The organism is Streptomyces sp. ISL-43 (assembly GCF_018614195.1).
GTDB lineage: Bacteria > Actinomycetota > Actinomycetes > Streptomycetales > Streptomycetaceae > Streptomyces.
In genome coordinates this window covers 21907-35300 of sequence record NZ_JAGGOT010000001.1, presented here as the reverse complement: position 1 = coordinate 35300, position 13394 = coordinate 21907, and the positions used below count along the sequence as shown (strand labels likewise).

At 73.7% G+C, this 13394-nt stretch carries 11 protein-coding genes and 1 tRNA gene; 3 read left to right on the top strand and 9 right to left on the bottom strand.

The window, feature by feature from the left end; genetic code table 11:
• Positions 1 to 212 precede the first annotated feature (212 nt).
• On the top strand, positions 213 to 3170 hold the full coding sequence (locus J7F03_RS41835; RefSeq protein WP_374104246.1) for a BTAD domain-containing putative transcriptional regulator: 2958 nt from the start codon (positions 213 to 215) through the stop codon (positions 3168 to 3170).
• A 103-nt stretch (positions 3171 to 3273) separates the two neighbouring features.
• Here the strand turns inward: J7F03_RS41835 and J7F03_RS00120 are convergent, their stop codons facing one another.
• The 9 genes from J7F03_RS00120 to J7F03_RS00080 form a co-directional block, all read right to left on the bottom strand.
• Positions 3274 to 3438 (bottom strand): hypothetical protein, encoded by a 165-nt coding sequence (locus J7F03_RS00120; protein ID WP_214946537.1) that lies wholly within the window; start codon positions 3436 to 3438, stop codon positions 3274 to 3276.
• A 190-nt stretch (positions 3439 to 3628) separates the two neighbouring features.
• The gene (locus J7F03_RS00115) at positions 3629 to 4885 is read right to left on the bottom strand and encodes a hypothetical protein (RefSeq protein ID WP_214946536.1); all 1257 of its coding nucleotides are present in this window, start codon (positions 4883 to 4885) and stop codon (positions 3629 to 3631) included.
• Positions 4882 to 6219, bottom strand: coding sequence for an ATP-grasp domain-containing protein (locus tag J7F03_RS00110; protein WP_251071192.1), 1338 nt, complete (start codon positions 6217 to 6219; stop codon positions 4882 to 4884). The genes J7F03_RS00115 and J7F03_RS00110 overlap by 4 nt, the downstream gene beginning before the upstream one ends.
• A complete protein-coding gene (locus tag J7F03_RS00105) occupies positions 6216 to 7469 on the bottom strand; it encodes an ATP-grasp domain-containing protein (RefSeq protein ID WP_214946535.1) in 1254 nt (417 codons plus the stop codon). Before J7F03_RS00105 ends, J7F03_RS00110 begins: the two co-directional genes overlap by 4 nt.
• Positions 7466 to 8827 (bottom strand): MFS transporter, encoded by a 1362-nt coding sequence (locus J7F03_RS00100; protein ID WP_214946534.1) that lies wholly within the window; start codon positions 8825 to 8827, stop codon positions 7466 to 7468. The genes J7F03_RS00105 and J7F03_RS00100 overlap by 4 nt, the downstream gene beginning before the upstream one ends.
• Positions 8824 to 9069: a 4-oxalocrotonate tautomerase family protein gene (locus J7F03_RS00095; protein WP_214946533.1), complete on the bottom strand. Its 246-nt coding sequence runs from the start codon at positions 9067 to 9069 to the stop codon at positions 8824 to 8826. The genes J7F03_RS00100 and J7F03_RS00095 overlap by 4 nt, the downstream gene beginning before the upstream one ends.
• Positions 9070 to 9111: 42 nt before the next feature.
• A complete protein-coding gene (locus J7F03_RS00090; protein WP_214946629.1) occupies positions 9112 to 10104 on the bottom strand; it encodes a PLP-dependent cysteine synthase family protein in 993 nt (330 codons plus the stop codon).
• A gap of 195 nt (positions 10105 to 10299) precedes the next feature.
• Positions 10300 to 10911 carry a serine O-acetyltransferase EpsC gene (gene epsC, locus J7F03_RS00085; protein WP_214946532.1) on the bottom strand — a complete coding sequence of 204 codons (612 nt, stop codon included), beginning with the start codon at positions 10909 to 10911 and terminating at the stop codon, positions 10300 to 10302.
• Entirely contained in the window at positions 10911 to 11498 is a 588-nt protein-coding gene (locus J7F03_RS00080) for an NADPH-dependent FMN reductase (protein WP_214946531.1), read from the bottom strand. Before J7F03_RS00080 ends, epsC begins: the two co-directional genes overlap by 1 nt.
• A gap of 245 nt (positions 11499 to 11743) precedes the next feature.
• On the opposite strand from J7F03_RS00080, the gene J7F03_RS00075 reads away from it, so the two are divergent.
• Together J7F03_RS00075 and J7F03_RS00070 are read left to right on the top strand one after the other, a co-directional pair.
• A tRNA-Met gene (locus J7F03_RS00075) sits at positions 11744 to 11817 on the top strand.
• Positions 11818 to 12028: 211 nt separating this feature from the next.
• Positions 12029 to 13210, top strand: coding sequence for a PP2C family protein-serine/threonine phosphatase (locus J7F03_RS00070; protein ID WP_374104245.1), 1182 nt, complete (start codon positions 12029 to 12031; stop codon positions 13208 to 13210).
• The last annotated feature ends 184 nt before the right edge of the window (positions 13211 to 13394 follow it).

The window sequence follows — 13394 nt, the reverse complement described above, 5'->3', positions numbered from 1 at the left end:
CGGGAACCCTTTACGCTCTTTCCCATGCGAGGCCTCTACCTGGGGTTTTCCGCGTACGACAGGTGGGGAAAATGGCGGATCGGTCCGATACCAAGGTGAGGTTCAACGTCCTTGGCTCGCTGGAGGGTTGGTCCGGCGGGAACAGGCTGAGACTCGGCGGTCCCATCCAGGAACGGGTGCTCGTCACTTTGCTTCTGGAACCGGGTCGTGTCGTGCCCGTCACCCGGCTGGTGGAGGCCGCCTGGGAGGACGAACCGCCCGCAACCGCCTCACATCAGATCCGCAAGGCGGTCGCCGACCTCCGCCAGCGGATCCCCGGCGGAAGCGTTCTCATCGCCACCGACGGACCCGGCTACCGGGCCGTACTCGAAGACGGACAGCTGGACCTCACCCTGTTCCTGCTGCACACCCAGCGGGCCCGCGAGGCACTGGCCGCCGGCCGCCCGGCGGATGCCGAGGGCGAGCTGCGCGCCGCACTGGAACTGTGGCGCGGACCCGTGCTGTCCGGCGCCGGCGGCCCCGTCGTCGAATCCGCCTCCACCGCCCTGGAGGAGCGCCGGCTGACCGCCGCCGAACAGCTCTTCCAGCTCCGCCTGGAACACGGCGAGACCTCCGAGCTCGTCGGCGACCTGCGGGAACTCGTCGCCGCCCATCCGCTGCGGGAGACCCTGCGCGGCCACCTGATGCTGGCCCTGTACCGCTCGGGACGCCAGGCCGAGGCCCTGGAGGAGTTCGGCCGGGTGCGCGAGATCCTCGTCGAGGAGCTCGGCGTCGACCCCGGCCCGCGGCTCGGCCGGCTCTACGAGGACATCCTGCGCGACAGCCCCGAACTCGCCGCCCCCCAGCCGCCGGCCCCCGCCGCCGTGGACCCCGCCGCCGCCGGCGCCCGGGAGGCCGCGGCCCGCGAGGCCGCGGCCCGCGAGGCCGCAGCGCGGGAGGCCGGCCCGCCCGCCCCCGGCGCCGCGCCCTGCACCCTCCCCTACGACCTCGCCGACTTCACCGGCCGCGACCGGGAACTGGCCGACCTGCTGGACGCCGCCGGGGCCGGAGACGAGGGCGGCACCCGGATCGTCGCCGTCGACGGCATGGGCGGCACCGGCAAGACCTCGCTCGCGGTCCGCGCGGCCCACCGGCTGGCCGAGCGGTTCCCCGACGGCCAGCTCCACGTCGACCTGCGCGGCTACACCCCGGGCGAACAGCCGCTGCGGCCCGGTGCGGTCATCGCCGCCCTGCTGCGCACCCTCGGCGTGCCGGGCGAGCAGATCCCCGAGGACCCCGCCGGACGGGCCGCCCTGTGGCGGGCCACCCTGGTCGGCCGCCGCCTGCTGCTCCTCTTCGACAACGCCTCCGACGCCGCGCAGGTCCGTCCGCTGCTGCCCGCCTCGCCCGGCTGCCTGGTCCTGGTCACCAGCCGGGCCCGGCTCGTCGAGCTGGACGGGGCCGAGTGGATCTCCATCGGCGTGATGTCGCCCGAGGACAGCCTGTCGCTGATCACCGAGACCCTGGGCCGCGAGCGCACCGAGCGGGAACCGGAGGCGGCCCGGGCACTCGCCGCCCTGTGCGGCCACCTGCCGCTGGCCCTGCGCATCGCGACGGCCCGCCTGCGCAACCGCTCCCGGTGGACCGTGCGGCACCTGGTGGACCGGCTCGGCGACGAGACCCGGCTGCTGGACGAGCTGAGCTCGGGCGAGCGCAGCGTCGCTGCCACGCTCCGGCTCTCGTACCAGGCGATGGACGAGGACCACCGCACCGCGTTCCGGCTGCTGAGCCTGCATCCCGGCGCGGAGATCGACCTCCACTCGGCGGCGGCGCTGCTCGCCGTGGACAGCCGCGACGCGGAGGACCTCCTGGAGGACCTCCTCGACATGCACCTGGTCCAGCAGCACGAGCTGGGCTACTACGCCTTCCACGACCTGGTACGGAGCTTCGCGCAGAGCCTGCGCAACCCGGAGACGGCCGCGGACGACACGGCGGCGGTGGAGCGGCTGCTGGATTACTTCTACGCGGCTACGGAGGCGGCGTGCGCGGTGCTCTTCCCCGGCCGGCCGCATTACGAGACGGGCCTGGCGGGCTCCCCGGCCCGGCTGCCCCGGCTCGGCGACGCCGACCTGGCCACCGTGTGGTTCGACCGTGAGGGCGACGCGCTGATCGCCGCCGTGGCGGCCGCCGAAGCCGGGGGGTTCCCCCGGCACGCGGTGTGGCTCGCCCGCAACCTGCTGTTCTTCCTCAACATGCGGACGTACACCGAGCAGTACCTGCAGGTCGGCAGGGTCGCTGCGGCGGCGGCCCGGCGGCTCGGCGACGCCCGGGCGCTGCGGCTGAGCCTCACCAACCAGGTCACCGCCCTGTGGAAGCTCGGCCTCTTCCGGGAGGGCATCGCCGTCACGGAGGAGGCGCTGGAAGTGGCCCACGCGCAGGGTGAGCGGCTCGGTGAGGGCTCCAGCCTGGAGGCGCTCGGCCTGCTGCTGAGCTGCCTGGGCGAGTTCTCCGAGGCCGTGCGCCACCAGGAGCAGGCCGTCATGGTGTTCCGCGAGACCGGGGCCGTGCAGTCCGAGATCCACGTCCTGTGCTCGCTGAGCACCACCTACTCCTGCCTGGGGCGCGGCGAGGACGCCGTCGACGCGGCGGAAGGGGCCGTGGCGCTCGCGCGCGGGATCGGCATCCTCGGCGAGGAGGTCATGGCCCTCAACGACCTGGCGAGCGCGTACCTGGACCTGGGCCGGTTCGCGGAGGCCGAGGCTGCTCTGAAGGAAGCGATGGCGCTCTTCGAGGTCTCGCGGCAGCCCGACAACTTCGCGATGACGCGGGTCCTCATGGCCACCGTCCAGCAGCACTACGGGCTCGTCGGGGACTCCCGCACATGTGAGGAGGAGGCGTTGGAACTGCTCCGGCGCCGGCCCACCCTGGCCCGGCAGACGGTTGTCGAGCGGCGGATCGGCAACCTCCGGCTGGAGCGGGGCGAGTACGCCCAGGCCCTGGAGCTCTACGAGAGCTCGCTCGGGCGCGCGGCGGCGGCCGAGTACCGCATGGAGGAGGCCCGGGCGCTGGCCGGCATCGCCCTGACCGCGCAGGCCCTCGGAGACCGGGCGAGGGCGGACGAGAGCCGGGCCCGCGCCGTCGAGCTGTTCACCGCGATGGGGGTACCGCCGGCCGCCCGCTACCCGCTCTGAGGCCGCTTCCCGGTTGTGCCGGCCGCGGGCCCGGTGCCGCGCGACGGAGGCCCGCCCCGGTCAAGGGGCGGGCCTCCGTGGGCGCGGGCCGGTGGCCCGGTGTTCAGATGCGGGCGGCCGGGGCGGGGGCGGGGCTACCCGGACCGTGGGTGTCCGCCTGGATGTGGGGCTGGTCCGTGAAGTCCCAGCCCAGATCGGTGGTCGCGCCCAGTACGGCCGTCAGACCCAGTGTGATGACCCCGACGATTCCGGCCAGCTTGCTGCGCATGTGTGTTCCCCGCCCCATTGGTTCCGTGCTGCTGTGCGTGCTGCTTTCGACAACACAGAGGTTCTCCGGAACCGTTCCCCAACGGTTCCCTCTCTGTTACCGACGTCGGACGCTACAGCGGGAACGGATCAAGAACCAGGCTCTGTCCGCTTGTTGGGCACGGTGTCGGGCCCCGATCCGGGGCATTGGCTCAATCGATCACTATCTCTGTCTCGAAACGCGTCCCCAGGGCCCGCAGCCTGCGCTCGCACTCCTCCCGGCTCGGCGCCGACAGCACCGCCGCCGCCAGGAAGTCCGAGGAGATGGCGGCCTCGGCGAGCACCTCGCCCGGCTCCGCGAAGACACCGTAGAACTCCACCCACGGCTCCTCCGGGGTGAGCGGAATGCCGCGCACCGTTCCCGGCCGCCTCATCATCAGGACCTGGCCCGCCATGCGGACCGGCTCCAGCCGTTCCCACCCGTCCCCGGCCTCCTTCAGGGCCGGCAGCCGCAGTCCCGCGTGCGCCCGGGACGCCAGCTCCACCGGGTGCACCCCGAAGACCGCCGTCAGCACGTCCCGGATGCGCGCGCCCGCCGGGCGGGCCGCGACCTCGCAGACGACGAGGCGGTCGTCGGGCGTGTGGAACACCTCGGCGTGGAAGGCGTAGTCCGCCGGTCCGCCCAGCGCCCCGAGCGCCACCTCCGCGAGTTCCAGCAGACGCGGGGTCAGCGGGTCCGAGGGGTCCAGGGTGAGGTCCACCCGGGCGCCGCCGTCGGCCTGGAACGAGGACAGGTCGTACTGGTACTGCGAGGGCCAGGCCATGACCGTACGGCCGCCCGCGACCACCCCGTCGACGTGGCACATCCGGCCCGGGACGTACGCCTCCAGCAGCAGGTCCTCGCGGGGGGCCGCGCCGGGCGCGAAGTCCTCGGCGAGCCGCTCCTCGAGCTCCTGTCCGGTGCCCACGATCCGCAGCCCGATGGAGCCGAAGCCGTCGCGGGCCTTGAAGACCAGCGGCAGGCCGTGCTCGGCGGCGAAGGCCCGTACGGCGTCCGCCGTCCCCGGCACGGTGTGCGGGGCGACCGCGATGCCCGCCGCCGCCAGCTTCCGCTTCATCAGGACCTTGTCCCGGAAGGGCAGCACCTCGGCGGGCAGCTGACCGGGCAGGCCGAACTCCTCCCGCAGGGCGGCCGCCCGGATCAGATCGGCCTCGTGGTGCGCGATGACACGGGTGACCCGGTACTCGTGGGCCAGGTCGCGGGCGAGGCGGTCGAGGAGCTCCTCGTCGTCGAAGGTGTCGACGACCTCCAGGTGGCGGTAGCCGCCGGGACCCGCCGGGACCTGCTCGCCGGCCGCCTCGATCTTGTCGCGGGCCGCGATCATCACGACGCCGCCGTCCAGATCGGCCAGCCACCGGTCGTACGGGAAGGGGCCGAGCGGGAACCGGTGCAGTACGAGCGCGGTCATGCCGCCACCTCCATGTCGTACGGGTCCACGGCCGCGCCGTGGGGGGTCACGTCGATGCGGATCTCGCCGGTCAGCCGCTCGCAGAGGGCGATCGCGGCGTCGGTGTCGGCCGCGGTGACGGCGGCGAAGCCGAGCCGGTCCCAGTTGTCCCGCAGCGGGCGGACCGGATCACCGGGGCGTACGGAGACCTCCACGGCCAGCACGTCGGCGCGGGCCGCGACCTCCTCCACGCCCGACACGGCCGTGACCGTCCCGGGATCGCGGAGCACGAAGCGGGTGCAGGCGGCGGCGCGGGCCGCCGGGGGCCCGGCCAGCTCCTCGGCCAGGCCCATCGGCCAGGCCACCCCGTACCCGATCAGGTCGATCCCGTACGCCGCCTCGACCAGCTCGTTGATGTGACCGCCGCCGACCCGGTTGTGCGACTCGATGACGACGGGGCCGCGGGAGCCGAGGCGCAGCTCGGTGTGGCTGGGCCCGTCGCTCACGCCCATGGTGTCGAGGAAGTCGGCGACCGCCGCGGTGACCCGCGCGTGCGCGTCCGGCGCAAGCCGGGCGGGCAGGGCGTGGCCCAGCTCCGCGAAGTGGGTGTCGTCGACGAGCTTCTCGGTCACCGCGACCACCACGTGGCGGCCGCCGAAGCTGAAGGCCTCCACGCTGAACTCGGGCCCGTCGAGGTAGGACTCCATCAGGAACTCGCGCACCGTGAAGAGGGTCGAGCCGCGGTCCGTGCGCCGGCCGCGCAGCTCCTCGATCCGCTCCCAGACGGCGTCCAGGTCGCCCGCGCCGCCGACCCGGATCAGGCCGAAGCTCGCCGTCGCGTCGGTGGGCTTGACGATGAAGGGGAAGCCCGCCCGGCGGGCGAAGTCCTCCAGGGACCCCCGGTCGGTGACCCGGTCCCAGTGCATGGCCAGCTTGCCCCGGTCGGCCAGGTGCCGCCGCATCAGGTACTTGTCGCGCAGTCGGCGGCTCACCTCGGGACGGGTGCCCGGGAAGCCGAAGTGCTCCCTCAGCCGGGCCGCCGTGTCCAGTCCGCCCTCGGTGAGGGAGACGACGGCGTCGAACCCCCAGACCTCGCGGGCGGCCTCGGCGAGCGGCCGTACGGTGGCCCAGTCGGTGTAGTCGACCATCAGGAGGGCGTCGGCCAGACCGGTCTGGAAGGCGTTGATCTTGTCGGGGTGCTGGATCAGCACGACGCGCACGCCCAGGGCCTTGGCGCGTTCGAGGTGCTGGTCCGTGCCGCCGACGAGCAGCATGGTCCGGTCCCCGGCGGCCGGGGCGGTACCGGTGGTCGGAGCGGTCGGAGCGGTCGGGTCGGTCGCGGTCGGAGCGGTCATCGCAGGGCCTCCTTCGGGGCGGGGGCGGGGGCGGGGGCGGTCGTGGTGCGCAGCGCGGCGCGGGCCGAGGCGATGCGCTCGGCGGCCTCGGCGGGGCTCGCGCCGTCGACGACGGCGTAGCCGTGGCGGCTGCCGGAGTCGGTGGTGTGCGGCAGGACGTCGCCCGGCCCGTACGGGAAGTGCACGGCGTGCACGTGCTCCAGGGCGCCCAGCTCGGCCAGCCCCCCGACGGACTCCAGCGGACCGGCGGGCAGCCGGAAGTAGCCGATGGAGGCGTACCGGTGGGGCGCGGGCACCTTGACGTCCTCACCGGCCAGTGCCCGGAAGATCGCCGCCTCCAGGTCGAAGCCGGTGGCGACCTCCACGAGCAGCGGGATCCGGTCGCCGCCCAGGCGGGCCTGGGACTCCACGATGCGCGGCCCGGCCGGGGTGAGGATCACCTCGGTGTGCGCCGGGCCGAACTCGTAGCCCGCGAGGTCGAGCAGGGCGGTGACGGTGGAGCGGATCGCACCCTCGTCGCCCGGGTCGAGCGGGGCCGGGTGGACGTGCCCGGTCTCGATGAACCGGGGCGGCCCGCTGGTCTGCTTCGCGGTGATCCCGACGACCTCGTGCATGCCGTCGACGGTCAGCGTCTCGACGCTGAACTCCGGGCCGTCGAGGAAGTCCTCGATGACGAAGGGGCCTTCGATACCGGCCGCCTCGACCCGCTCGGTCCACTCCGCGAGGTCCGCGGCCGTACGGACCAGCGCGATGCCGCGGCTGCCCGCCGAGTTGGCCGGCTTGACGACCGCCGGCAGTCCGAACTCCGCGAGCAGCGGCTCCACTTCGGCGAGCAGCGCCGCTTCCCGGGCGCGGACCACGGAGACGCCGTTGCGGTTGAGCAGGCGGCGCATCGCGTTCTTGTCGTTGAGCAGCCGGACGGACTCCGCGCGGTTCGGCGACAGGCCGAGGGCCTCGGCCTCGGCGAGCACCGGGGCCATGCTGGACTCGCTGCCCAGGTGCAGGACGTGGTCCACCTCGTACTCCGCGGCGACGCGGGCCACCAGGGCCCGCAGCGCGGCCTCGTCCTCGAAGTCGACCAGCGCCACCTGCTCCGAGTGCTCGGCGACCTTGTCGAGGTAGGCGGCCGTACGGAGCTTCGGGTCCCAGATCGACCAGACCCGGAAGCCGGCCTCGACGGCCTTGCGGACGAGCTGCTCGTACGGCATCACCATCAGGAGCCGGCCGGCGGTGCTGCGGGCGTGGGTCATGACGGGGCTCCGTTCTGGGCGGGCCGGGCGGCGGGCGGGCCGGCCGGGCGGGCCGCCTCCGCGGCCGCGGGGTCCTGCTGCTCGGCGGTGTCGTCCTGCCGGCCGCCGGGCTCCTGTCCGGCGGCCCGGCGGGCCTCGCGCAGCGGCAGCAGGGAGCGGTATATGAGGATGGCGCCGAGGCCGAAGGCCCCGTAGAGCAGGCTCATGCCGAGCGGGGAGACGAAGGCTCCGACGCTCACGCACAGCGAACCGACGAGCAGCCCGACGCGGGCGTTGAGGCCGTAGGCGGCCAGGTACTTGGTGCGGGCCGCCGGGTCCACGAGGTCGGCCAGGAGGCCCTGCTTGACCGGCACGTTCGCGATCTCGCCGAGGGTCATCAGGACGGCGGCGGCGATCAGGATCCAGCCGCTGTTGCTGACGGCGAGGACCATGTAGCCGGCGGTGAAGACGGCCACGCCCGCGTACAGCTGGACCCGCTCGGACAGGCGGCGGAACATGCTGCCCGCGAACAGGGCGAAGACGACGACCAGGGCGGTGTTGACCGCGCGCAGGATGCCGAGCATCGCGACCCCGTCGACCGCCGGGAACCAGCGCTCCAGGCCGGCGAGCGCCTGCTCGGGGAACTCGTCCGCGAGCCGTACGGCGATGTAGTAGCCGATCTGCACCTCGACGGCCCGGGTGAGGGTCGCCGCGACCATCAGCCGCAGGAACACCCGGTCCCGGGAGACCGCGAGGTAGCCGCGGAGCATGGCCGGGACGCCGGCCGCCTGGGCCTTGGCGTACTGCGGGGCGCTCTCGGCGATCCACCACCAGGTGACCAGGGTGGTCACCGCGGACAGCGCGGCCGCCGCGGTCAGCAGCAGGGCGAAGTGGTCACCGTAGAAGAAGCCGCCGATCAGGGCGCCGACGGTGAACGCCATGTTGATCGACCAGTAGTTGACCGTGTAGACGAGCGTGCGGTTCTCCGGGGTGGAGACGTCGATCATCATCGCGTCGGCGGCCGGCGTGGCGGCGCTCGCGAGACAGGTGTTGAGCAGGAAGAGGACGAAGGTCGCCGCTCCCGACTGCCACCAGGGCGAGTTGGCGAGGGCGAGCAGCCCGAAGGTGAGGGTCGCCCCGACCTCGCCCGCGACCATCAGGGGCTTGCGGCCGTGGACGTCGGCGAGGTGGCCGCCGAGGAAGTTGCTGGCGATGCCGGCGACCGCCACGGCCAGGGTGAGCACGCCGGCCGTCGCCGCGCCGTACAGCGAGGCCAGGTGGATGACCATCAGCGGCATCAGCATGATGCCGAGCAGCCGCTGCACGAATCCGACGCCGAGCCGCAGCTTGATGTTCGGGTGCAGCTCGCGGAAGTTCACGCCCCGGCTCCGTCGTGCGCGCCGCTCGCGCCGTCCGCGTCCGCGTCGGATCCGCCGAGGAGCTCGTCGGCGAGGGCGCCGCCCTTGCCCCAGTACGCCGGCTCCACGTCCCGGACGATCACGGTCACGGCCTCGGGCGGGCAGTGGGCGACGCGGGAGGCGGTCTCGGTCAGTTCGCGGACGAGCTCGGCGCGCTGGGCACGGTCGTTGCCCTGCCACCAGTCGACGGTGATCACCGGCATGTCGGGGTTCCTTTGCGGAGTGGGGGGAGAGGAGGGTGGGGGTCAGGACTTGGCGGTCAGGGCGACCGGCTGGACGACCGGCTCGGCGGCGGGCCGCGCCGTGGGGACGCCGTTCTCGTCCCAGAGGCTGAGGTAGCGCTCGCCGGTGTCGGGCAGGACCGTGACGATCGAGGCGCCGATGTAGTCCGGGTGCGCGGCCAGCTGGGCGCAGGCGTGGGCGACGGCGCCGGAGGAGACCCCGACGAAGATGCCCTGGCGGCGGGCGAGCGCACGGGCGGCGGTCATCGCGTCCTCGTCGGACACGGTGACCACGTGGTCGATCAGCTCGACATCCGTGGTGGGGGCGACGAAGCCGCCGTTGAGACCGGGAATCCGGTGCAGGCCGCCGACGCCCCGGGAGAGCACGGGCGAGTTCTCCGGCTCGACCGCGACGACGCGGATCGTCGGGTCCTGCTCCTTCAGGTACCTCGCGGCGCCGGTCAGGGTCCCGCCGGTGCCCACGCCGCAGACCAGGACGTCGATGCGGCCGGCCGTGTCGGTCCAGATCTCCGGGCCGGTGGTCTCGTAGTGGGCCTTCACGTTGTCGGGGTTCTCGTGCTGGCAGGGGAACCAGGAGCCGGGGGTCGCCGCGTGCAGCTCCTCGGCCTTGGCGATGGCGCCGGGGTACCCCGCCTCGCGCGGGGTCTGCACGATCTCCGCGCCTAGCGCCTTGAGCAGGGAGACCCGCTCCTGCGTGGCGCTGTCGGGCAGCACGATGACGCAGCGGTAGCCGCGGGCGGCGGAGAACGCGGCCAGCGAGATGCCCGTGTTGCCGGACGTCGCCTCGATGACGGTGCCGTTGCCGGGCGTCAGATCGCCCCGCAGCTCGGCCGCCCGCAGCATGTACAGGGCGGCCCGGTCCTTGCTGCTGGACATCGGGTTGGCCGACTCCAGCTTGGCCAGCACCTCGGTGCCCGGGGCGGTGTCCTCGAAGCGCAGGCGGATCAGCGGGGTCGAACCGACCAGGTCCTCGATGCTGTCGGCGATGGGGCGCATCTCACGGCTTTCCACGTCTGGTTCCTCACAAGTCGGGTCGTACGGCTGCGTGTTCGGGTGGCGGGTCGTACGGGTCAGCCGTACGCCGGTGAAGTCTTCGCGGGGGATCCGCGGGTTCCGCGGGAGTCGGCGCGGAGGGGCTCTACGGTGCGGAGTGGCTCTACGGGGCCGCGGTCCCTGCGGTGCGGACGGGCCCTACCAGGACCCGGCCGAGGCGGTCGTCGCGTACAGGTCCTCCATGGGCTGCGGCTCCGCGCCGACCGCCTTGATCACGGCGGTGGCGGCCAGCACCCGCGCTCCCGGGGGCACGTCCTTGTTCACCAGGGCCTGGGCTCCGATGACGGCGTGCTCGCCGATGGTGACGGGCCCGAGCACGGTGGCGTTCGTACCGAGCACGACGTCGTGGCCCACCACCGGGTGGCGGCGCTCCCCGTCGGCCCGGTCGTTGTCGCTCCACCAGCCGACCGCGCCGAGCGTCACCTGGTGGTAGATGGTCACGTCGTCGCCGACGACCGCGGTCTCGCCGATCACCACGGCCGCGCCGTGGTCGATGAACACCCGCCGTCCGAGCACCGCACCGGGGTGGATCTCCACGGCGGTGGCGCGCCGGGCGTACCAGGCGACGGCCCGCGCGGTCATCCGCAGCCCGCGCCGGTGCAGCCGGTGCGCGATCCTGTGGGCCCACAGCGCGGGCAGCGCCGCGTGCAGCAGGGCCTCGCGGCGGCTGCGGATCGAAGGATCGCGGGCCACCACCACCTCCAGGTCCTCCTTCATGATCCGGAGCAGCCCGGGCCGGTCGGCGGGCATCAGACGAGCGCCTCGGCGCGGTCGCCGACGGCGGTGAGCCCGGAGGCCTCGGCGAGTACGGCGAGGGTCAGGCCCTCGAGGCGGCCCACGAGCTCCGGGTCGGTGTAGCGCCCGTCCTCGACGGCCAGTGCGCCGGCGCCGCCGACGGCGACCGGCTCGTGCTCGACGAGCTGCGCGCCGCAGCGGCGCAGTACGCCGACCAGACCGGGCTGGGCGTCGAGCCCGCCGCGCGCTCCGGGGGAGGCGCTGGCCACGGCCGTGACCTTGCCGCTCAGCGGGCTCTGGCCGCCCGGCCGGGACAGCCAGTCCAGCGCGTTCTTCAGCGCGCCGGGCATCTCGCCGTTGTAGGAGGGGGTGCTGATGAACAGCGCGTCCGCGCCGGCGACCAGCTCCTTGGCCCCGCGCACCGCCGCCGAACCGTCGGCCTGCTCCAGGGAGGCCTCGTAGAACGGCAGTTCCGCGACGGAGAGCGACACGGCCTCGTGCTCGCCGGGCAGACCCTCCAGGATGTGGCGCACGGTCGCCAGCACTGCGGTGTTCACCGAGTCTCGGCGCGTGCTGCCGGACATCAGAACGATCTTCGCCACGGGGACCCCTTCTCCTCGGCCTCCCGGTCGGCAGGCCTTCGACTGGTCACAGACTCCCGGCGGCGGTTCCCGAACCCCTCCCGCTCCGTTCCCGGTTCCCGCGCCACCGGCGCCCCGGCCGCGTGCGGACGGGCCCGAAACCCCGGTTTTACGGCTCTGACCTGCGGCGATACCCATCGCCAGGGTGGTGTGGACGTTAATTGGCGGAGCCCTCCCCCCGGATGGCGTAGAGTTGGGTTTACCGACGCGGGGTGGAGCAGCTCGGTAGCTCGCTGGGCTCATAACCCAGAGGTCGTAGGTTCAAATCCTGCCCCCGCTACTCAGTACGAAGGCCCGGTTCTCCTTGGGGAACCGGGCCTTCGTCGTATGCCGGCGGCCCCGGCGGCGGCCCCGGTGTGCTCCCCGGCGCCCTCCCCTCACCCGAACGGTCCTGTCCGGGTGGCCGTACGAGCCCTGTGGCGGCCAGCCTTGGGGGGCGAGGCGGCGGCGGGCCCGCACCCGTGCGAGGGACCGGGCGGCAGGAGAGCAGCGTGGCGCGGCTGGGCCGGCAGGGCAGGGGCGAGCGCGTGTTCGGCGCGGTCGCAGGCAGCCCCGTGGTCCGCCGGATCGTCAGAACGGTCCCCGTCACCCTGATCGCGCTCGGCGCCGCCTTCAACGTCATGACCCCGCCCAGCTTCACGGGCTCGCCCTTCTTCTCCGCGGCCCCGCTGGTAGCCGCCCCGCTGTTCACGCTCCGCTGGACGGTGCTGACCGGGGTGCTGGCCACGCTCGCCGTGATCCTGCTGCAGGTCTACAGCGGCACCACCTGGAAGGCGGAGGCCCTCACCGAGCTGGCCACCGTCCTGACCGTCTCCGGGCTGGCCGCACTGATCAACATCGTGGTGCGGCGCGGCACCGAGCAGCTCGCCTCGGTACGCGGGATCGCCGAGGCCGCGCAGCGCGCCGTACTGCCGTCGCCCGCCGAGCGCATCGCGGGCCTGCACGTCAGCGCCAGCTACGAGGCCGCGGAGGCGGACGCCTTCATCGGCGGCGACCTGTACGCCGTCCAGGACACTCCGTACGGGGTCCGCCTCGCGGTGGGCGACGTACGGGGCAAGGGGCTCGGGGCGGTCGAGGCCGTCGCCGTGGTCCTCGGGGCGTTCCGGGAGGCGGCGGAGAGCGAACCCACCCTGGAGGGGGTGGCGCAGCGGCTGGAGCGGGCGCTGGCCCGCGAGGGCACCCGGCGTGACGCCCTGGACGCGGTGGAGGGCTTCACGACGTGCGTGCTCGGGGAGATCCCGCCGGGCGCGGGCGTGCTGCGCCTCGTCAACCGGGGCCACCCCGAGCCGCTGCTGCTGTACGCGGACGGGGGCCTGGTGGAGCTGGTCCCCGTCGACCCGGCGCTGCCGCTCGGCATGGGCGACCTCGGCGGCTGGCCGGACCGGGCGCAGGAGTGGGAGTTCCCGGCGGGGGCCACGCTGCTCCTCTACACGGACGGGCTGACCGAGGCCCGGGACGGGGCCGGGATCTTCTACGATCCGGCGGCCCGGCTGCGCGGTCGGGTCTTCCCCGGACCCGACGAACTGCTGAGCGCGCTCGGCAGCGACGTGCGCCACCACACGGGCGGCGGGGCGACCGACGACATGGCCCTACTGGCGGTGGCCCGGCCGGGTGAGGGGCAGCCGGAGCGGCGGCGGACGGTCCCGGTGGTCCCGAGAGGGGACGGAGCGTAATCGTGTGGGCGCGCTCAGCAAGGTTGCTGATGGACCGTCAATATCAAGATGTGGCGGGAGGGGTGGGCGAGTCGGCCAATTTTTGCCCGAGTTGATCCCTGAGTGGGGTAAAAGTCCTGGCCAGGGCTGTGCGGTGGGTGGCTGATTGTCGTTAACGATCAATCGCAACTGCTTGGAATCACTC